Below are 19,014 nucleotides of genomic sequence, written 5' to 3'. Positions count from 1 at the left end.
TCTTATCCGGCCTAGTGTAGTGAGCCGGATTTGAGAAAATGGATATGCCGGATGGGCAAGGGCACGACGCTTACGATCGAATGGCGGCAGAAGGAGGGGGAACCTGTCTTTCTTGCGATAGCGCAGGCAATCATTACGGAGATCGAACGCGGGCGGCTGAAACCCGGTGATCCCCTGCCGGGTACCCGTGCACTTTCGAAAAACCTCGGTGTGAACAGGAATACGGTGGATGCAGCCTATCATGAGCTGCTGATGCAGGGTTGGTTGGTGGCCGAGGCATCACGGGGCACATTCGTTGCGGGAGATCTGCCGGACTTTGCACAACACCGGCCCATGCAGCAGCCCGGAGGCGTGGAAAAGACCAGTGCTGCATTTGGCAAGCAGCCAGTGCTGAACCTCTCCGACGGGGCGCCTGATTCCCGCTTGGCGCCGACCGTGCCGCTGGCGCAGGCATTTCGCCGTGCGCTGAATTCGCCCGCATTCAGTGCCGATCATGGTTATGGCGATCCACGCGGCAGCGCCCATCTGCGAAGTACGCTGTCTGACTACCTCAAGGACGAGCGTGGGCTTGCGGCGGATGCCGGCGATATCATGGTGACACGCGGCAGCCAGATGGCGCTTTTCCTCGCCGCCGCAACCTGTGTCGAGCCTGGCTCGGCCATCGCGGTTGAAAATCCGGGTTATCCGCTGGCCTGGGCGGCATTCCGCGCGGCGGGAGCCCGGACTGTCGGGGTGCCGGTGGATACCGGCGGGATCGATATTGATGCGCTGGAACAGCTCGCGGTGCAGGACGCAACGCTCAGAGCCATTTATGTCACGCCGCACCATCAATATCCCACCACTGCCACCCTCAGCGTCTCCCGGAGACTGCGTTTGCTCGATCTGGCGCGCCGTCACCGTCTGACGATCATCGAGGATGATTATGACCATGAATATCGCTTCGATGGGCGTCCGGTCCTGCCGCTTGCTGCCAGAGCGGAGACGGAAACGCCTGTTATTTATATCGGGTCGCTTTCCAAGCTCATCGCACCGGGTATCCGTATCGGCTACGCAGTCGCACCGCCGATCCTGCTGCGCCGGATGACCGATCTGCGCGAAGCGGTTGACCGGCAGGGTGACCTGCCACTGGAACATGCCCTTGGTGAGTTGATCCTCGATGGCACGCTCAAGCGTCATGCACGCAAGGCACGGCGGATCTATCATGCGCGCCGGGATCATGCCGCCGCCCTGCTTGCCGAGCATTTTTCCGAAGTGGCGGATTTCACGCTGCCCGCCGGTGGGCTGGCCATCTGGCTGCGCATGCGTCCGGGGGTGAGTGCCGAAAGCTGGGCGCTGAACGCCGGCCGGCTTGGCCTTGGCATTCTTCCCGGGCTTCGCTTCGCGCTTGAGCCCGCGCATCCGCCGGAAGCTTTCAGGTTCGGCTTTGCCAGCCTCAGGGAAGCGGAGCTTGAGCGGGCGGTGAGAATATTGAAACAGGCGGGACCGTAATGGCAGGCCTGCGATCCGCGGGAATGCGCTTTGTGAAGACAGGAAACGCCGGGCTTTTGGCCCGGCGCCGTCCAACAAAGGGGCAAACCCTTCTTATATGGTCTCGATGCAGGTTCAGCGTGTTCGCCTGCTGCTGCGACGGTTTATTTTTTGGATGTCAGCGTGCTGTAGCTGGTCATCAGGTTGCGGTAGTCGGGAATATGGTTCGCGAAAAGCGCGCCCAGCCCTTCAATATCGTTACGCCAGTCCCGATGCAGTTCGCAGGCAACGCCGAACCAGCTCATCAGCTGCACGCCGGCCGCACTCATGCGGTCCCATGCCGAATGGCGGGTGACCTCGTTGAAGGTGCCTGATGCGTCGGTGACGATAAATACGTCGAAACCGGCCTCGATGGCTGATAATGCGGGGAAGGCCACGCAGACTTCGGTCACGACACCAGCGATCAGCAACTGCTTCTTACCGGTCGCCTTCACCGTCTTGACGAAGTCCTCGTTGTCCCAGGCATTGATCTGGCCGGGACGGGCAATGTAAGGCGCATCAGGGAACAGTTCCTTCAGTTCCGGCACCAGCGGCCCGTTCGGCCCGTCTTCGAAGCTGGTGGTGAGAACGGTCGGAAGTTTGAAATATCTTGCAAGATCGCCCAGTGCAAGAACGTTGTTCTTGAATTTGTCCGGATCGAAATCCCGTACCAGCGACAGCAGGCCGGTCTGATGGTCGACGAGAAGAACGGCAACATCATCCTTGTTGAGACGTACATATGGCTTGGTCATTGACGTGTCCTTTCAGGAGCCAGAGGTTGAATCGCCGCCCGCATGATTGGTCTTGCGGTCGGCGTCTGTGGAATGAATTAAAGCTATACCGGCAACAAAATCAGGAAAAGATTGTTATAATCGACGCTGCGTTCTATGAGTGAGACGATGGATGATTTGAATGATCTTTATTATTTCGTGCAGGTGGTGGACCACGGCGGTTTCGCCGCGGCCGGCCGCGCCATCGGCCTGCAGAAATCCAAGCTCAGCCGCCGCATCACGCTGCTGGAGGCACGGCTGGGCGTTCGCCTGATCCAGCGTTCCTCACGCCGTTTCTCCGTTACCGATATCGGGCAGGAATATTATCGTCGCTGCCTGGCTGTTCTGGTCGAGGCGGAGGCCGCGAATGCGTTGATTGCGCAGCATCACGACGAACCCCGGGGCCTGTTGCGGGTAAGCTGCCCCACTGCGCTGATCTCATTCCAGTTTGGCGCCCTGTTCGCCAAATTTCTCACCGCCTATCCCAAGGTTGACCTGCATCTGGAGAGCACCAATCGCCGGGTGGATGTGATCGGTGAACGGTTCGACGTTGCCATCCGCGTGCGTTTTCCGCCGCTGGAACAGGCCGATCTGATGATGCGGAAACTGGACGACAGTTCGCAATTTCTCGTCGCGCAACCGGGGCTCCTTAAAACACCCGTCACGACGCCCGCCGATCTGGCCGGGTTGCCAAGCCTTGCATGGACATCCGCTTCGCAAAATTACGAATGGCGGCTGGAAAGCGAGAATGGTGAACGGGTGGTCATACCGCATCGTCCCCGTCTCCTCACGGATGACATGGCCGCCCTGCGCGATGCGGCGCTTGACGGCGCCGGGATCGTGCAATTGCCGACGATGATGATCTGGAAGGACCTTTCCGCCGGCACATTGGTTCCTGTCCTGTCGGAATGGCGCCCTGCATCGGGCATCGTGCACGCGGTTTTTCCTTCACGGCGCGGTCTGCTGCCATCCGTGCGCACGCTGATAGACTTTCTGGCGCGGGAATGTGCCGCGCAACGACAGGCAATCGATGAGAGTCTTTTCCTGCGGAAAACGGACGCGTTGTAACAGAGGCAGCGTGGGCAGGTTCCGGCTGATGCGCCGCAGCGGTCATTTATTGGTAACGGGTTTTGTCTTCTCCTCGGCCGAAATCATTGCATATTCATCCGCCAGAAAATCCAGCAGCGCGCGTACTGATGGCAGAAGGCCGCGGCGTGACGGGAAGGCGGCATGGATAATGCCGCTTCGCGGCGCCCAGTCAGGCAGGAGGTCGATCAGCCGCCCCGCTGCCACATCCTCCCTGACGACCATGGTGGGAAACTGGCAGACGCCAATGCCCTGGAGTGTCGCAAGCCGCAGGGCGACCATGTCATCGGTAATCAGCAGCGGCTGATAGGGAATGGCAGCCGAGGCACCGTTGGGACCAAGCAGGTTCCATTCAAAACTGCTGTGGGATGAACCCCAGGCGAGGCCGGGCATGTTAACGAGATCGGCCGGAACGGTGATGCCTGATTTGACGATTTTCGGACTTGCGACCAGCAGCTGCTCACTTTCCGCCAGCTTGCGGATGACGAGATCGCTGTCTTCGAGCGGTGGAAACCGCACGCGGATGGCAAGGTCGAAACCCTCGCGGATAACATCCACCCGGCGGTTGGTGCTTTCCAGATGGACTTTCACCTTGGGATATCTGGCCATGAAGCGGGCGATCATTTCTCCGACCTGAAAATAGATCACCGATGCGGGGCAGCTGACCCGCACCGTGCCCTGCGGTTCTGCCCGCATGCGATCGATCACTTCCAGCGCGGCGTCCGCTTCCACCACCATCGCCAGACAATGGCGGTAGAACTCCTGGCCGATCTCGGTAATGGAGAACTGCCGGGTCGTGCGCTGCACCAGCCTCACGCCAAGATCCTCCTCCAGCAGGCCGATGCGGCGGCTCAGCCGTGAGCGGGGTAGGTCCAGTTTTCTGGCGGCGGCCGAGAAGCCGCCTTGTTCCACAACGTCGACGAAAAGGCGCAGATCGTTCAGATCGGGCATGGTGGCGGCCTTTCATTGTCCTGTTTTCAGGACGGTATATCCTGATCTTCGATCTTCCGGCCAGTTTGTTCCAGAACTATTTTGCTCTCACACGATCACCAGTGACCCTTCGCAAGAAAGAAGGGAATCCAGGAGACTATGATGAGACAGGTTCTTGGTATTTACAGCAGCACATCGCCGCATTGGGTGGGGGACGGATTTCCGGTTCGTTCCATGCTTTCGTACATGACCCAGGGCGAACATATCAGCCCCTTCCTGCATCTTGATTATGCCGGGCCGGAACGGTTTGCGCCGGGCAAGATGCCACGGGGCGTCGGCGCTCACCCGCATCGCGGGTTCGAAACGGTGACCATCGTCTATCAGGGCGAAGTGGAGCATCGCGACTCGACCGGCAGCGGCGGTCTGATCGGCCCGGGCGATGTTCAATGGATGACGGCCGCTGCTGGCATCCTGCATGAGGAACGCCATTCGCAGGCCTTTACGAAACAGGGCGGTACGCTGGAAATGGTGCAGCTCTGGGTGAACCTGCCGGCCAGGGACAAGTCCGCGCCGCCCGCCTATCAGACCGTGCTCGACGGCGATATTCCCGCCGTGGCGCTGCCGGACAATGCCGGAACCGTGCGTGTCATCGCCGGCGACTATGCCGGGCACAAGGGGCCGGCGCGCACCTTCACGCCGATCAATGTGTGGGATTTGCGCCTGACGCAGGGAGGGCGCACGATATTCGACCTGCCGGAAGGGCATAGCGCCGGTCTTGCCGTTCTTCGCGGAACCATCACGGTCAACGGCACGCGATCGGCACGGGATGTCCAGTTCGTGATGCTTGATCGCGAGGGAGGCAGTTTCGAGATCACCGCCGACAGCGACGCAACGGTGCTTCTGCTGGGCGGTGCGCCGCTTGGCGAGCCGGTTGCCATGCAGGGGCCGTTCGTCATGAACACGCCTGAAGAATTGCAGGAAGCCTTCATGGATTTCCGGGCCGGAAAATTCGGCGGCATTCCTGCCTGAGCCATTCCCGTGGCTTTGCAAGGGGCCGCGGGCCTCACCGGGCGGAAGTGATTTTTGCCCACAAGTCCATGCTACCAACCAAGGAGACTTACAATGAGTACACCTGCCAATTTTAACGGCCAGCGGCCTGTCATCGACCCTGATGATGCGGTGATGCTTCTGATCGACCACCAGAGCGGTCTGTTCCAGACGGTGGCGGACATGCCGATGCCCGTTCTGCGCAATCACGCCACAGCGCTTGCCAGAATGGCAACGCTGACGAAGATGCCCGTTATCACCACGGCATCGGTACCGCAGGGCCCCAATGGTCCGCTGATCCCGGAAATCCATGAAAACGCACCGCATGCGCAATATGTGGCGCGTCGTGGCGAGATCAATGCGTGGGACAATCCGGAGTTCGTCGCCGCCGTCAAGGCGACCGGCCGCAAGACGCTGATCATTGCCGGCACCATCACCAGCGTGTGCATGGCCTTCCCGGCGATTGCTGCGGTTCAGGATGGCTACCGGGTGTTTGCGGTTGTTGATGCTTCCGGCACCTATTCCAAGATGGCGCAGGAAATCACCCTAGCACGGGTGGTTCAGGCCGGAGTGGTGCCGATGGACACGGCTGCGGTTGCCTCGGAACTGCAGAAGACATGGCATCGCGACGATGCCCAGGAATGGGCGGCAGTCTACACCAAGATCTTCCCTCCCTACCAGCTTCTGATCGAAAGCTACATGAAGGCGCAGGCGGTCGAGAAGAACCACGAACAGCTCGATTCACAACGCGGCTGATCGCAAGAAGCAAAAGGGCGGCGCAGCTTGCGCCGCCCCTGTGGTTTATTTTCAGGAGGTTTCGGGACCATGAGGCAAGCTTTAGGTAAAACGGCTTTTCTGGCGGCGGGCTGGTTTCTTTTGGCCGGTACGGCCCTTGCCGGAGGCCCGGATTTGATCCTCTATAACGGTGCCATCGTAACGATGGATGACAGCAGACCGCGCGCCAGCGCACTGGCGATCGCTGGTGACCGCATTTCCGCCGTTGGTGATGACGAGACGGTCAGGGCATTAAAAACGGACGCCACGCGACTGGTGGATCTCGAAGGAAGAACCGTCATTCCAGGTCTGGTGGATACCCACATCCATGCCATTCGGGGTGGCCAGACCTACAAGTTCGAGACCTACTGGTACGACATGGCTTCGCTTGAAGAAGCGCTGGACCGTCTTGCGCAGGCGGCAAGAGCGCGGCCAAGAGACGCATGGGTTGCCGTTGGCGGCTCATGGATTCCGGAGCAGTTCGATGAAAAGCGGCCGCCCGCCGTCGAGGAACTGGATCGCGCGGTGCCTGATCATCCCGCATATGTGCAATATCTCTACGACTACGCCCTGCTTAACACCAAAGGTATGGAAAGACTGAAGCTCGACAGTCCCGAACCCGCCGTTCCCCCGGGCATCAAGGTCGAACGTGATGAAAAAGGCGTCGCCACCGGCAAGCTCTATGGCCATATCGGTGCGTTCAACGCCCTGTTCGCTGCAATCGACCGGACCGGCGAGGAGGCGAAGACAGCCAGTCTGGTGGCCTTTTTCGAGCGGCTGAACCAGGTGGGCGTGACCGGCCTCGTCGACCCATCCGCCGGTCCGGCGGAGGCCTATGAACCGGTCTTCGCGTTGCAGCGGCAAGGCAAGCTGACGCTGCGCGTGGGTTATCGCATACCCGCGCTGCAACCGGGCAATGAAGCCGCCTGGTTCACCGATGTCATGGCCTTCCGGCCCGCGGTGCAACCGGAGGGAATGGTCAATTTCCTTGGCATGGGTGAAAATCTGGTGTTCGGCATGAATGACGGTGTGCTTATGGGGTCCGGGTTCAATCCGCCGCAAGCCTCCCGTCTTGAGCTCGCGCGGGTCGCCACTTTTGCGGCAAAACGGAAAATTCCGCTGGAGATTCATGCCTATACCGATGATGCGGCGAGCGCGATCCTGGACGTGTTCGAAGTGGTCGATCAGACCTATCCGCTCAAAGGCCTTCGCTGGGCAATGGCGCATCTGAATACCGGTTCCCTGCGGACGCTCGATCGGATGAAGCGGCTCGATATTGCGTTCAGCGTGCAGATGGGTCCCTATTTCGAAGGCCCGTCCATTCTGCGGGCGAATTCGCGCAAGATCGTCGAGATGTCGCCGCCGACGCGGCAGGCGCTGGACCGGGGCATAATGGTTGCGGGTGGGACGGATTCGACCCGGATCGGCGTTTTCGGTGTTTGGCAGGCCATGGAATATCACGTGACGGGACGTTCGCTCGGCAATGCCATCCAGAAGCCGGAAGATCAGTTGCTAACGCGCGAGGAAGCATTGCGGCTTTATACCAAAAACGCCGCGTGGATCAGTTTTGCCGAAGAGAGCCGGGGCACACTGGCGGAAGGCAAGCTCGCCGATCTGGCAGTCCTCGATAGATCCTATCTCACCATTCCCGCCGAAGAGATCGACCGGATCCGTTCGGTTCTCACGATCGTCAATGGCAATGTCGTGCACGACCAGCCGTGCCCGGGCTGCGGCGTTAGCGGCGGATAAACGCTGTCGCGCTCAACTAGGACCGAAGCGCCTGATCCGTGATGCTCCTCTCAAGGGCGCATTCCTGCGCGAGAAAGTCGAGCAGCGCGCGAACCGATGGCAGCAGCCCGCGACGCGAGGCGAATACGGCGTGTACGATGGCAGATCGTGGTCGCCAGCCCGGCAGCAGGTGGATCAGACGTCCGGCCTTGACGTCCTGCCAGACGAGGGATGTCGGAAGTTGAACGACGCCCAGCCCATCCATCGCCGCCAGATGCAGGGTCGTCAGGTCGTCTGTTACGATACGGGGATTGTGGGACACTCTGACGGTTTGCCCTTCATGGTTTTCCAGTTCCCACTGATAAGCCGGCCGCGACTGACCCTGTTCGAGGCTGGGAAGGCTGTGAAGATCGGCGGGTGTGTTGACTTCGCCTGAGACCAGGCGAGGGCTGGCGACGAGGCACTGGTGGCTGTCATCGAGCTTGCGCATAACGAGACCAGTATCGTTGAGCGGTGGAAAGCTTGCGCGGATTGCCAGATCGAAGCCCTCGGCGATAACGTCGACCGGCCGGTTGAAGCTCTTGAGATGTACTTCGACGGCGGGATGCGCCCGGGCAAAACGGGCGACTATCGCGCCGAACTGGAATTGCAGCAGGCCAACCGGGCAAGCCATGCGGACGACGCCGCGCGGCTCGACATGAAATTCGGCAACGGCCTGTTCGGCGGCATCGGCCTGGGTGAGCATGGCGACGCAATGGCGGTAATATTCCTGGCCGACTTCAGTGACCGAGAAGCGGCGCGACGAGCGGTTGAGCAATCGGACGCCCAGCCGATCCTCGAGAACGCAGAGCCGCCTGCTCAATTTGGACTTCTGCAGTCCAACCGCGCGTGCGGCCGGCGCAAAGCCTCCGTGGTCGACGATCTGAACGAAGTAATAGAGGTCATTCAAATTTCGCATCGTTTCCCAGTTAGAACGATGCGTCCGAGAAAGCAACCTATCGAGCTGAAATTGGAACACTCATACTATTTCAACGGCTGCTCCAAAAAGCCTCCGACCTTGCTGTCCGGTATTCGTATGAGCCTGAATTAAAGAGGCTTTTTATCGAAAATGCCGCCAGTCGGTGGCGTGCCCTCCAAATGAAAAGGAAGATCCGCGAATAAAACAGCCAATTTTGAAAGTCTGCATCCTGTTATCAATCCGATGACGCGGTGACGTATCGAATGGCCACCAGACATGCACACGACAAGTTGTTCAGGTCGTTACAGCCGCTCTCCCAATCGTCAATTTCAGAGGTGCGGGGCGATGATAAATTTGCCGAAAGCGCCGAAGCAAGATTCACCAGGAACCTCCCATGACTGCAAAGATAAATGATGTGATAATCCTTCTGGCGCGCTTTTCCATCAGCGCCCTCTTCCTGCAGGCCGGTGTCGGCAAGCTTTTCGAAATTTCCGGTTTTGCCGGGTCTCTGGCTGCAAAGGGCGTGCCTTTTGCCGGCCTTGTCGTATACCTCGTGATCTTGGTGGAAATCCTCGGTGCCGCCGCCTTGATATTCGGAGTGAGGGCCAGAGAGACAAGCGTGATACTGCTGGCTTTCACCTGTGTCGCGACCTTGCTCAGCCACGCGTTCTGGTCGTTTCCGGAAGAGGCGCGTTCTGCCCAGCAGGGGCAGTTTTTCAAGAACCTGGCCATCGTCGGGGGCCTGTTGTTGTATTTTGTAACCGGACCCGGCAGGTACCGCCTGGGGCAGGGTGCGAAGTAGCGCCGGCCGCTGCGGCATAGGGGCAATCCGGTGGTGTTGTTATGTTACCGGATGCTCCTACAAATCGCTACTCAAGGCGAAAGACATCGGCGGTGTCCTGGCGTTCTCGCAAACCCTTGCAGGATTGATGACGCAATTGGCCGTCTGCGGTCCACGCCCGAAACTTGATCTGCGCAATGAGTATGAGCTCAACCCAGCCAAACCGATATCGGCCTTTCCAGTTGGGCAACAGGCCGTGGCTTTCGCTTCCAGCGCAGTCTGTCCAACGTCTTGCACACGGCCTGATCATCTCGGCCTCCTTGAAGCCCGTAACGACGTTTCCGACATTGACGAGCTTGTTGTCGCGCCCGGTACAGAGATGCCGGAACGCGAATTTTTATCGCCATAAGTTCCGTCGACATGCTCGAAGATCTCAGACATCGCGTGCTTGAAGCAAATTCGGGGCAACAGGTGCTGGGTATCATCAAAAATGCCCCGGTCATTGATCTGACTGACTTTTCGATGCCAGGCATGAATGGAGCTCAACTCGCAAAGGCTGTACGCGAATTGCGCCCAGCCCTGCCGATCCTGGTCGCGACGGGTTATGCGGATTTGCCGGCAGGGACCGAAATGGGTCTTCCACGACTGGGAAAACCCTACACGCAGGAACAGTTAGAGCGAGAGATCGCCAGAACTCTTTCCTGAACCATAACGCCCCATTATCCTGCGCCAGAGCGTGGATCTCGAATGCGGGATTGTTAACCGACGACCGTTCCGGGTCCACCGGCACTACCGAAGAAGTCCGTCAATATCAAATTCTTCCCAGCCTTTCAGTTCTGACGCCGTTTGATCAGGTTTGTCCGGGGCATCTTTCTTTGCCTTGCGGTTCGCCTTCAACAACCTTGTCAGTTTCGCTCGATATGCGGCTTGCTGCCTCTTTTCTGCTTTAGCCTCAGCATCCTCTACGCGCCATTCATCGACGACGCCTCGGTCAAGCAGATCTTCGACCACTTTGGGGTCAAAGACATGGAACGTGATCTGACGAGCCCGCCCATTCAGCCGGACCGTTCTGGTCCCCGCGCTCGTGAGACGCCCGTCGGCAAGCCAGCGATGCCTTTCCCCAGCTTTGATGGTGAGAATATCCTGTATCTCCCGGGGAATGATCGGCAGGAGTTCAATTCCTTCCAACGCGCGCGAGATGATCACCGCTGCCGTGTCAAAGGCAGTTTTCTCATCTGCCGGCATCGCGAGGATCAGATCAGGGCCATCGAGTGAAAGGGCTTTTTTAGAAACGAAGGGGAGCCGGGACTTTATCTCCTGAAGGATGCCCTTCGCCCGCACTGCTGACCCAAGCGTGGCGGCGGGCGACAGCGTCCATGTCCTGAGCAGCTCTACGTGGGGTTTTTCGGTTTTCGGCATGCTTGATAAATGGGGAGAGCACCCTGGCAGGTCAACCACAGTATCGCAACGAATGATCGCTGGCGCTCTGCGCTTATGGAAGACATGACTTGGCGCTGAATAACCGGACCTCAACACCTGCCTTTGAGGCGGTGCGCCATGTGGCGTACCGCGTCTGTCGAGTGAGACGAATATATCAGTGCGAGACTGCCGCGGTGCCGAGCGCCAGAGCAGCAGGTGAACTTGAAGTTTTAACGCGAAGTGGTTTCAGCCAGGATTGCCTCCAGCCCGTCTATTGTGAACGGCTTCGGCAATTGCAATGCATCCGAAATGCCAGATGTCGATCTTGCGCCATCGTCACCACTGGCAAACACGATATGCATGGCCGGCCAGCGCTCCCGAGCCTGCCGCGCCAGATCAGTCCCCGACATTCCCGGCAGACCGACATCCGTCAGCAGGACGTCTATTTTTTCTGCCTCGAGAACGGCAAGTGCCTCTTCGGCCGAGCCGGCTTCAAATACCTCGTGGCCGAGTTCAATGAGCATATCGACTGTTGACATCAGGATAAGCGGCTCGTCTTCCACGACAAGTATTCGTACCTGCGCCAGGGGGGGCACAGGATGACTTTGCATATGTGCTATCTCATCGCGGTCGAGCTGCTCGACCGCAATTTGCTGCTGCCGCGCGTTACTCAACACGTGGCGAACCTTGCGGGCAAGCGCTTCGCGCGTATAGGGCTTGGACAGCAATTCAACGCCTGTATCAAGCCTGCCGCCATGGACGATCGAGTTTTCGGTGTATCCCGACGTGTAGAGAACCGCGATGTCTGGAAAAAGACCCTTGACCTTTCGCGCAAGTTCCGTGCTCCGCATAGGGCCCGGCATGACGACATCGGTAAAGAGCAAATCGACATGCACGCCGCTGTTGACGATTGCAAATGCCGATTGAGCATCGTGTGCTTTCAGCACCCTGTATCCGAGATCGGTCAAAAGCGCGACCGACGTATCGCGCACCCCGTCGTCGTCTTCCACGACGAGAACCGTTTCTGTGCCGCCGCTTGTCGGGATGACACTAACGTCAGCCAGGCTGTCTTCCACTTGCATGGTGCGCGGCATATAGAGCTTCATGCTCGTGCCAAGCCCGACTTCGCTGTAAATTCTCAGATGGCCGCCGGACTGTTTGAGAAAACCATAGACCATGGAGAGGCCCAGACCACTGCCTTTGCCTTCGGTCTTGGTGCTGAAGAACGGCTCCAGAACATGTTCAATAATGTCCGGCGGTATGCCTGATCCGGTATCGGTCACCGCCACGAGCACGTATTGTCCCGGGTTCACGTCGTCGTGCGTGCGTGCGTAATCGTCGTCAAGTACGGCATTTGCCGTCTCGATCGTCAGTCGCCCGCGGCCATCCATTGCGTCCCTGGCGTTGATAGCAAGGTTTAATATGGCGTTTTCCAGCTGTCCGGGATCGATCAACGTATTCCACAACCCGCCAGAAACGACAGTTTCAAGCTCGATCTCTTCTCCCAGTGCCCGGCGCAACATGTCGTCCATATTCTGGATCAACTTGCGGACATTGACGACTTTTGGTTCGAGCGGCTGCCGACGCCCAAACGCTAACAGCTGTGAAGCCAGTTTCGCACCTCGGGCAACGCCGGCCAGCGCATTCTGAAGGCGTTGTTCTGCACGGGCGTTACCGCCGATGTCCTCGGACAACAGCTGCAGGTTGCCGCCGACAACCTGCAGGAGATTGTTGAAGTCATGCGCGACGCCGCCGGTCAAATTGCCCAGCGCCTCCATTTTTTGCGCCTGCCTCAACGCGAGCTGCGCAGTCTCGCGCTCGACCGTTTCTTTCTCCAGTTCCAGAAGCGCGCTCCGTAGTTCGTGGGTGCGCTGCTCCACCCTCTGCTCAAGCGTGTGATTGAGGCTCTGCAACTGGTCTTCCGCCCGCTTCTGGTGCGTGACATCGAAACCATCGACGAATATGCCCGTGACATCTCCGGTCTGATCAAAGATGGGCTGATAGATGAGGTTGATGAAGCGCCTGTCAGGCTCTTTTTCATCGTCTCGCTGCAGTGAAACGGGAAGGGAGCGACCGATGTAAGGTTTGCCGGACCGATACACTCCATCCAGCAACTCAAAAAAACCCTGGTCGGCAACGTCTGGGAGCGCGTCCCGGACACTCATGCCGATCAATTGACGATGCCCGACCAATTGAAGATAGGCGTCGTTGACGAGTTCGAAAACATGATCCGGCCCACTCAGAATACACATGAAGCTGGGGGCCTGCTGAAACAGGGCCCGCATGCGGTCTCGTTCCGCGGTCCGCTGTTCGACTTCAGACGAGAGCTGGCGGTTAAGCTGCTCAAGAGCGATAGCGGCTCTCTCTTTGAGTTCAGCCACCTCGGCCAGCGTTGCCGCCCTTTGCCGTTCCGTTTCGAATGCCTCGGCATTGGCAAGGCGAGATGTAATCTGGCCTGCAACGAGCTTCAGGAAATCAAGATACTCGTCGGTCACGGCGCAGTGAGGATTAAGCCCGCTGATCAATACACCTTTCGGTTTGTCGCCGCCCTGGCCTATCAGGGAAATCACAACCGCCTGGGTCGCTGCTTTCGGCCATGGACCAGAAGGAACATCGGCAATGCGTGACAGGTCGATCAAATCGACAGGCTGTTGCTTCCACGTGGTTTCGAGGTCCCAGATGGTATCTCCGCGACATATTTCCGGCGGCAAAAGCATATGGTCGTCCGACGCACCGCAAACCCACTGACGCTGCGCATGGCCGTTTACATCGAAAAGATACAACGCGCTAAAGGGCAGGTCCCGGGAGTTTTCGCAAAGAGCTGCGCGTGACGCCTTGATCACTTCGCTCGACGTTTCAGCAGACGCCAGTCCCGACGCTAGTGCCCGCATCGTCGATACACGGCGTTCTGTGATGACCCGCTCCGTATCTTCGCTGACGGTGCAGAACACGCCCTCAACGTCGCCGTTCTCGCCGATAAGCGGGCTGTAGGAAAAGGTGTGATAGGTTTCCTCGGAATAACCGTTTCGCTGGAGCAGCAGCAGAAGTGCCCTATCCCAGGTCGACTGACCCGTTTCGTATACGGTTGCCAACCTGTCCTTCACATCATCCCAGATTTCAGCCCACAGTATTTTTGTCGGTACACCGAGGGCGTTAGGATGCTTGTGGCCCAGCGTCGGGCGATAGGCGTCATTGTAGAAGAAAGCAATGTCCGGGCCCCAGCCGAGCCACATCTCAAACTTTGACGTCAGCAGCAGGCGCAGCGCCACCTTCAACGTTTCAGGCCAGGTGTCAGGCGGTCCGAGAGCGGTACTTGCCCAATCACGCTTACGCATTAATTGCGCCATTTCGCCATCGCCTACAAAAATGTCCTTGTAATCGTCCGAAAATTTTAAGGTCATGGCCCTTCCGTGAGAACATCGCATGGCACAATTCGCCATTGATAACGCTCACCCCGCCAGTTAGTTCTGGGGCTAGTCGGTTTTTGCAACTGGTGGAGAAATGTGACGATGAGCCAGGCGTTGTTGCAGCCTGAATGGAGTGCTGACGATCTCAAACGGGCGATCAAATCGGCCGGGGTCGCTCTCTGGACCTGGATCGTGGATGACGATACGTTCGTGATGGACACCAAAGCCTATGAGCTATGGGACATCGGCGTTGAGACAGACCTTACCTTCGAACACCTGTCGGCGAAGGTCCATCCGGCTGACCGGGACCGCGTGCGAGCGGCGTTTGTCGCTGCCCGGGGAATAGACGGCCCCTTCGAAATCGATTTTCGCATCCTGACGGACGCCTCGGATGTCCGGTGGATTTCCGCGCGGGGTCAAGGCAACGAAGGTGACGCTGCAACCAAGAAAATGACCGGTATTTTCCTTGATGTCACGGGACGCAAGCAGGCCGAGGAGGGCCATGAGCTGCTCGCCGGCGAGATGAGCCATCGCGTGAAGAACCTTCTCGCCCTGGCTTCCGGCCTGACCCACATTACGTCGCGTGCCACACAGACAAAAGAGGAAATGGCGCAGCAGTTAACGCAGCGCCTGACTGCCCTTGGCCGCGCACATGAACTGGTTCGACCTCTGCCCGACGGTCAGGGAAACGCAGCTTTGCTTGGTGATCTCTTTACCGTGCTTCTGGCGCCCTACGATAACGTTGGAGCGTTCGCCGGCCGTATACGGGTCGCGGTTCCGCGCATGGGGCTGGGTGAGAAGGCTGCCACGAGCCTTGCCCTTGTCGTCCATGAGCTGGCAACGAATTCGCTGAAGTACGGGGCACTGTCGAATGATGTTGGATTGCTGGATATTTCAGGTGCTGTGGTTGAAGATCACGTCGAGATTATCTGGAACGAGCAGGGTGGCGAGACCGCCGAGCCCCTCGCATCGACGGAGGGTTATGGTAGCAAGTTGTTGCACAGGACAGTTTCGGGCCAACTGGGTGGGGCGATCAGTTATGACTGGGTTGAGGGCGGCGTTATAGTGACGCTGAAGTTCAAGGCGAGTTGCCTTACGTCCTGAGGCGTTGCCGCATGCTCGCTTGGCGGGCGCATCCATATCCTGAAACAGACACGAAAAGGATGTTCGGTCCGTGGGAGACTGTCAGATACAGGTCATCGTTCAGGATTAAGGCTTGGCTGGAAGGAATGGCAGGCACACTCCCCCGCAAATTTGCGGTTCACCCAGCGTCCGGGCTCCCAGCCTCCTCTCCCATGGCGTCCGCGAACTTTCGCATCAACCTTACAAGATCGTCGATTTCACTCGCTTCCCAGTCTGCAAAGACAGAGAGGGCGATCCGCTCACGTGCGGAATCGATTTTGTCGGTCATCGCCTTGCCCTTCGGCGTGACGACAGCCTCGTTTACGCGGCGGTCAGCGGGGCTTTGCCGCCGTTCTGCAAGTCCAAGGCTCTCCAACTTTGCGACCTGGCGACTAACCGTGGTGTAATCACGTCCGACGCCAGCCGCCAGATCCACGATGCCGACCGGGCCGCGCCGCTCAATCCCCACCAGAAGGGGGAAAAGGGCGCGGTCAAGCGCAATTCCAGCTTCGCGGACAAGTGCCTCATCGCGTTGGGGCTGGTTCATAAGGATGACGATATCAATCAGCGAACCGTGTAGTTCCCGGATTTTTTGGTTAATATGTGTATTTTGCACATTTTTTGTTGACGGCATGTCGTATCTCCTATTGTGTGCATAGTACACATATAGAGGTGGATATGACAAACGATTTTGACACAGATGTGCTCATCTGCGGTGCGGGAGCGGCTGGCCTAACGTTGGCGATCGAGCTTGCACGGCGAAGGATTTCTTTCCGCCTGGTTGAAAAGGCCAGCGAACCGTTCGCGGGCTCACGAGGCAAGGGCATCCAGCCGCGGACGCAGGAGATATTCGAGGATCTCGGTATCCTCGACAAGGTTGTTGCTGCTGGTGGCCTCTACCCCCCGATGCGCGATTATTGCGGCGACGGGAGCTTCATTGAAAAGGATCTCGGGGAGCGGTCTCTTGTGACACCGGCGGAGCCATATCACATTCCGCTGATGATCCCGCAATTCCTGACGGAAAAGATTCTGCGTGACAGGCTGACCGAACTGAGTAGCCGGGTCGAGTTCGGATGCGAATTGACCATGTTCCAGCAGGACAGCCGCGGGGTCACTGCCCATCTGTCTCGTTCAACAGGTGCGGAGACCGTTCGCGTACGCTATCTCGTCGGCGCAGATGGAGGCCGCAGCCTCGTACGGCAGGCACTTGGCATCGCGTTTCCCGGCAAGACGCTGGGTGTTCGCGCAATCGTTGCCGATGTTGCGTTAACCGGGCTCGGACGCGATGTATGGTGGCAGTTCAACAGTGGCGATATGCAACGGATGATCGCCATTTGTCCGCTCAGTGGAACCGATCTGTTCCAGATTCAAGCTCCGATCCCGCTGGAGGGGAACGTTGATCTCTCCGTCGAAGGCCTGGAAAAGATGCTCGTCGAGAGGACAGGCCACAACGACGTGAGGGTGCAGACGGTCAGTTGGGGATCGGCCTATACGATGAACGCCCGGCTAGCAGACAGTTACCGGGAAGATCGCATCTTCCTGATGGGGGATGCCGCCCATATCCATCCGCCGACTGGCGGCCAGGGTCTCAACACAAGCGTGCAGGATGCTTACAATCTCGGGTGGAAACTCGCAGCCGTGCTTTGCGGAACCGACGATGAGCTTCTCGACAGCTACGAGGTCGAACGCCGTCCAGTAGCGGAGGAGGTTCTCGGCCTGTCAAGCCGGTTGCTTGATGCTGGCAAGCAGGGCGAGGTGCGCCGTGGCCGCGAGGTACACCAGCTCGATATCGGCTATCGGCAATCATCACTCTCCCTCGGCGCGGCCAGCCGCAGCCACGGCCTACGTGCAGGCGATCGTGCACCGGACGCACCGGTATTGGGGGCGGCGGGTCAGCCTTCACGGCTCTTCCAGTTGTTCGCCGGTCCGCATTGGACGCTCCTCGTAAACGGACAACGGAGCGTGGAATCCCGATCCGGATTGCATATCCACCGTCTCGATCAGAGCGGGGATGTGCTCGATGCATTTGGGTGCGCCCGCAATGCGTACGGATTGGCGCCGGACGAGTGCGTACTGATCAGACCTGATGGATATGTTGGCGCGATCCTGGCGCTTGATGGAGCTGGCAAGGCGCAGCTTGAAACCTATCTCGACCGTGTAGGCCTGCCGTTGTGTGGAACTCAATGCAAGAGGCACGGACTATGACAACCAAGCCGCTATCTGAAATTGCTGCGGCAAAACCGTTCGATTGGCGGATTATCTTTCCCGTCTTCGCAATCGTCTTCGCCCATGCTGCGGGAACGGCTGCTGTCTTGCCGGTTCTGCCGTTCCAGATCCGCAGCCTGGGGGGCTCTCCCCTCGTTCTTGGCATTGTCATTGCCGCAGAGGCTGTCGGCCAATTTGCCTCGGCTCCCGCTCTTGGCCAGCTGTCAGATCGTTTTGGCCGCAGGCATGTCCTGTTGATGAGCCAATTGATTGCGGCGGCCAGCCTTTTGCTGCTCGCGTTTGCACCGAGTGTCGCATTCATCCTGATCGCTCGTGCGCTGTTTGGGCTCACGGGAGGAAATATCGCGGTCACTGCAGCCTATATTGCGGATCATACCGATATCGGAAGCCGCAGGAGGGCCATGGGCATTTTGATGGCAGGTGCGGGCCTTGGCGGCATTGTCGGCGCGGGGCTTTCGGGCTTCTTGTCCGACATATCATTGACGGTACCCATTCTGGTCGCGCTTGGTTTTGTTGTTACCTCAATCGTTGTCACATCGCTTTGCCTGGACGAGGGGCAGCCGACAAAGTCCATGGAAAGGCGGCCACAGGGCGAAAAGATTTCGTTTCGCGCAATCCTTGCGTCACCGGTCGTCCGTGCTCTCGTCGTCGTTATGCTTTGCCACTTCTTCGCCTACAGCACCTATATCTCGCAAATACCGGTGTTCCTTGGTGATACATTTGTGTGGCGTGGTCATGCTTTTGGCGCAAAGGAACTGAGCTATCTCATCATGACGGACGGGGCGGTCAATGTCTTTGCGCAATTCTTCCTGTTGGGCTGGCTTGGCAAATGTCTCACCGAGCGCAACCTGATTCTCCTGATATTTCTTTTGATCTCAGCAGGCTTCCTCACAGCAGGCGTTGCTACCAGCATACCCGTGCTTGTTATCGCCGTTGTGTGTGTCAGCACGGGCGATGCCCTTGCAAAGCCGACTTACCTTGCGGCGCTGTCTATCCATGTTCCTTCCGAGCGGCAGGGCGTGGTTTTGGGTGCAGCACAGTCCCTGGTCGCGGTGACGGATGTTGTCGCACCAGTTCTGGGCGGGTTTATACTGGGATACGCGTTCTACAGCGTCTGGATCGGCATCGCCGTAGCTGTGGCCATTACCGGAGCCGTCATCGCGGCGGCCCGGCTGCCGCGGCACGGCGCCTCCGAGGTGTAACAATGCGCCTTGTGCCGGTATTGGCGGGGGCTTGGCCAAATTTGATTGCGCTCTGTAT

The 19,014-nt window shown here is 58.6% G+C and carries 15 protein-coding genes and 2 pseudogenes; 10 read left to right on the top strand and 7 right to left on the bottom strand.

Annotation, left to right across the window (positions count from 1 at the left end; translation table 11 throughout):
• The first annotated feature begins 51 nt into the window (after positions 1–51).
• Positions 52–1,488 (top strand): PLP-dependent aminotransferase family protein, encoded by a 1,437-nt coding sequence (locus QSV77_RS24750; protein ID WP_302735500.1) that lies wholly within the window; start codon positions 52–54, stop codon positions 1,486–1,488.
• Between the two features lie 143 nt (positions 1,489–1,631).
• On the opposite strand, the gene ycaC is transcribed toward QSV77_RS24750, so the two are convergent.
• Positions 1,632–2,258, bottom strand: coding sequence for an isochorismate family cysteine hydrolase YcaC (gene ycaC, locus QSV77_RS24745; RefSeq protein WP_302735499.1), 627 nt, complete (start codon positions 2,256–2,258; stop codon positions 1,632–1,634).
• Positions 2,259–2,405: 147 nt separating this feature from the next.
• Here ycaC and QSV77_RS24740 point away from each other — a divergent pair, with 147 nt between their 5' ends.
• Complete coding sequence (locus tag QSV77_RS24740; RefSeq protein WP_302735498.1) at positions 2,406–3,344, top strand: LysR substrate-binding domain-containing protein; 939 nt, start codon at positions 2,406–2,408, stop codon at positions 3,342–3,344.
• A 42-nt stretch (positions 3,345–3,386) separates the two neighbouring features.
• Here QSV77_RS24740 and QSV77_RS24735 read toward each other — a convergent pair whose 3' ends face one another.
• Positions 3,387–4,313: a LysR family transcriptional regulator gene (locus QSV77_RS24735; RefSeq protein WP_302735497.1), complete on the bottom strand. Its 927-nt coding sequence runs from the start codon at positions 4,311–4,313 to the stop codon at positions 3,387–3,389.
• 141 nt (positions 4,314–4,454) lie between these two features.
• Here QSV77_RS24735 and QSV77_RS24730 point away from each other — a divergent pair, with 141 nt between their 5' ends.
• The 3 genes from QSV77_RS24730 (at position 4,455) to QSV77_RS24720 (ending at position 7,862) form a co-directional block, all read left to right on the top strand.
• Positions 4,455–5,321, top strand: coding sequence for a pirin family protein (locus QSV77_RS24730; RefSeq protein WP_302735496.1), 867 nt, complete (start codon positions 4,455–4,457; stop codon positions 5,319–5,321).
• Positions 5,322–5,414: 93 nt separating this feature from the next.
• Positions 5,415–6,095: a hydrolase gene (locus tag QSV77_RS24725; protein WP_006311664.1), complete on the top strand. Its 681-nt coding sequence runs from the start codon at positions 5,415–5,417 to the stop codon at positions 6,093–6,095.
• A gap of 69 nt (positions 6,096–6,164) precedes the next feature.
• Positions 6,165–7,862, top strand: coding sequence for an amidohydrolase (locus tag QSV77_RS24720; RefSeq protein WP_302735495.1), 1,698 nt, complete (start codon positions 6,165–6,167; stop codon positions 7,860–7,862).
• A gap of 16 nt (positions 7,863–7,878) precedes the next feature.
• On the opposite strand, the gene QSV77_RS24715 is transcribed toward QSV77_RS24720, so the two are convergent.
• Entirely contained in the window at positions 7,879–8,799 is a 921-nt protein-coding gene (locus QSV77_RS24715; RefSeq protein ID WP_302735494.1) for a LysR substrate-binding domain-containing protein, read from the bottom strand.
• A 394-nt stretch (positions 8,800–9,193) separates the two neighbouring features.
• Between QSV77_RS24715 and QSV77_RS24710 the strand changes: the two genes are divergently transcribed.
• Positions 9,194–9,601, top strand: a complete 408-nt coding sequence (locus QSV77_RS24710; protein ID WP_302735493.1) for a DoxX family protein — start codon at positions 9,194–9,196, stop codon at positions 9,599–9,601.
• Positions 9,602–9,668: 67 nt separating this feature from the next.
• Here QSV77_RS24710 and QSV77_RS25865 read toward each other — a convergent pair.
• Positions 9,669–9,935, bottom strand: a pseudogene (locus tag QSV77_RS25865) (ATP-dependent DNA ligase); the annotation flags it as partial.
• 44 nt (positions 9,936–9,979) lie between these two features.
• Here QSV77_RS25865 and QSV77_RS24705 point away from each other — a divergent pair.
• A pseudogene (locus QSV77_RS24705) lies at positions 9,980–10,285 on the top strand (response regulator); the annotation flags it as partial.
• Positions 10,286–10,369: 84 nt separating this feature from the next.
• On the opposite strand, the gene QSV77_RS24700 reads toward QSV77_RS24705, so the two are convergent.
• On the bottom strand, positions 10,370–10,999 hold the full coding sequence (locus QSV77_RS24700; RefSeq protein ID WP_302735492.1) for a hypothetical protein: 630 nt from the start codon (positions 10,997–10,999) through the stop codon (positions 10,370–10,372).
• A gap of 230 nt (positions 11,000–11,229) precedes the next feature.
• Positions 11,230–14,346 carry a response regulator gene (locus QSV77_RS24695; protein WP_302735545.1) on the bottom strand — a complete coding sequence of 1,039 codons (3,117 nt, stop codon included), beginning with the start codon at positions 14,344–14,346 and terminating at the stop codon, positions 11,230–11,232.
• 162 nt (positions 14,347–14,508) lie between these two features.
• On the opposite strand from QSV77_RS24695, the gene QSV77_RS24690 reads away from it, so the two are divergent.
• Positions 14,509–15,510, top strand: coding sequence for a sensor histidine kinase (locus tag QSV77_RS24690; protein WP_302735491.1), 1,002 nt, complete (start codon positions 14,509–14,511; stop codon positions 15,508–15,510).
• A gap of 157 nt (positions 15,511–15,667) precedes the next feature.
• On the opposite strand, the gene QSV77_RS24685 is transcribed toward QSV77_RS24690, so the two are convergent.
• Positions 15,668–16,162, bottom strand: coding sequence for a MarR family winged helix-turn-helix transcriptional regulator (locus tag QSV77_RS24685; protein WP_302735490.1), 495 nt, complete (start codon positions 16,160–16,162; stop codon positions 15,668–15,670).
• A 44-nt stretch (positions 16,163–16,206) separates the two neighbouring features.
• Between QSV77_RS24685 and QSV77_RS24680 the strand changes: the two genes are divergently transcribed.
• Together QSV77_RS24680 and QSV77_RS24675 are read left to right on the top strand one after the other, a co-directional pair.
• Entirely contained in the window at positions 16,207–17,733 is a 1,527-nt protein-coding gene (locus QSV77_RS24680) for an FAD-dependent oxidoreductase (RefSeq protein WP_302735489.1), read from the top strand.
• Positions 17,730–18,956: an MFS transporter gene (locus tag QSV77_RS24675; protein ID WP_302735488.1), complete on the top strand. Its 1,227-nt coding sequence runs from the start codon at positions 17,730–17,732 to the stop codon at positions 18,954–18,956. Before QSV77_RS24680 ends, QSV77_RS24675 begins: the two co-directional genes overlap by 4 nt.
• Positions 18,957–19,014 lie beyond the last annotated feature (58 nt).

Source organism: Agrobacterium sp. V1 (assembly GCF_030518355.1).
GTDB classification, from domain to species: Bacteria; Pseudomonadota; Alphaproteobacteria; order Rhizobiales; family Rhizobiaceae; genus Agrobacterium; species Agrobacterium cucumeris.
This window is presented reverse-complemented; position numbering and strand designations above follow the sequence as displayed.

Excerpts from the sequence above, each read along its gene's own strand:
- QSV77_RS24750 (WP_302735500.1), top strand. The coding sequence starts at position 52 with ATGGGCAAGGGCACGACGCTTACGATCGAATGGCGGCAGAAGGAGGGG.
- ycaC (WP_302735499.1), bottom strand. The coding sequence starts at position 2,258 with ATGACCAAGCCATATGTACGTCTCAACAAGGATGATGTTGCCGTTCTT.
- QSV77_RS24740 (WP_302735498.1), top strand. The coding sequence starts at position 2,406 with ATGGATGATTTGAATGATCTTTATTATTTCGTGCAGGTGGTGGACCAC.
- QSV77_RS24735 (WP_302735497.1), bottom strand. The coding sequence starts at position 4,313 with ATGCCCGATCTGAACGATCTGCGCCTTTTCGTCGACGTTGTGGAACAA.
- QSV77_RS24730 (WP_302735496.1), top strand. The coding sequence starts at position 4,455 with ATGAGACAGGTTCTTGGTATTTACAGCAGCACATCGCCGCATTGGGTG.
- QSV77_RS24725 (WP_006311664.1), top strand. The coding sequence starts at position 5,415 with ATGAGTACACCTGCCAATTTTAACGGCCAGCGGCCTGTCATCGACCCT.
- QSV77_RS24720 (WP_302735495.1), top strand. The coding sequence starts at position 6,165 with ATGAGGCAAGCTTTAGGTAAAACGGCTTTTCTGGCGGCGGGCTGGTTT.
- QSV77_RS24715 (WP_302735494.1), bottom strand. The coding sequence starts at position 8,799 with ATGCGAAATTTGAATGACCTCTATTACTTCGTTCAGATCGTCGACCAC.
- QSV77_RS24710 (WP_302735493.1), top strand. The coding sequence starts at position 9,194 with ATGACTGCAAAGATAAATGATGTGATAATCCTTCTGGCGCGCTTTTCC.
- QSV77_RS24700 (WP_302735492.1), bottom strand. The coding sequence starts at position 10,999 with ATGCCGAAAACCGAAAAACCCCACGTAGAGCTGCTCAGGACATGGACG.
- QSV77_RS24695 (WP_302735545.1), bottom strand. The coding sequence starts at position 14,346 with ATGGCGCAATTAATGCGTAAGCGTGATTGGGCAAGTACCGCTCTCGGA.
- QSV77_RS24690 (WP_302735491.1), top strand. The coding sequence starts at position 14,509 with ATGAGCCAGGCGTTGTTGCAGCCTGAATGGAGTGCTGACGATCTCAAA.
- QSV77_RS24685 (WP_302735490.1), bottom strand. The coding sequence starts at position 16,162 with ATGCCGTCAACAAAAAATGTGCAAAATACACATATTAACCAAAAAATC.
- QSV77_RS24680 (WP_302735489.1), top strand. The coding sequence starts at position 16,207 with ATGACAAACGATTTTGACACAGATGTGCTCATCTGCGGTGCGGGAGCG.
- QSV77_RS24675 (WP_302735488.1), top strand. The coding sequence starts at position 17,730 with ATGACAACCAAGCCGCTATCTGAAATTGCTGCGGCAAAACCGTTCGAT.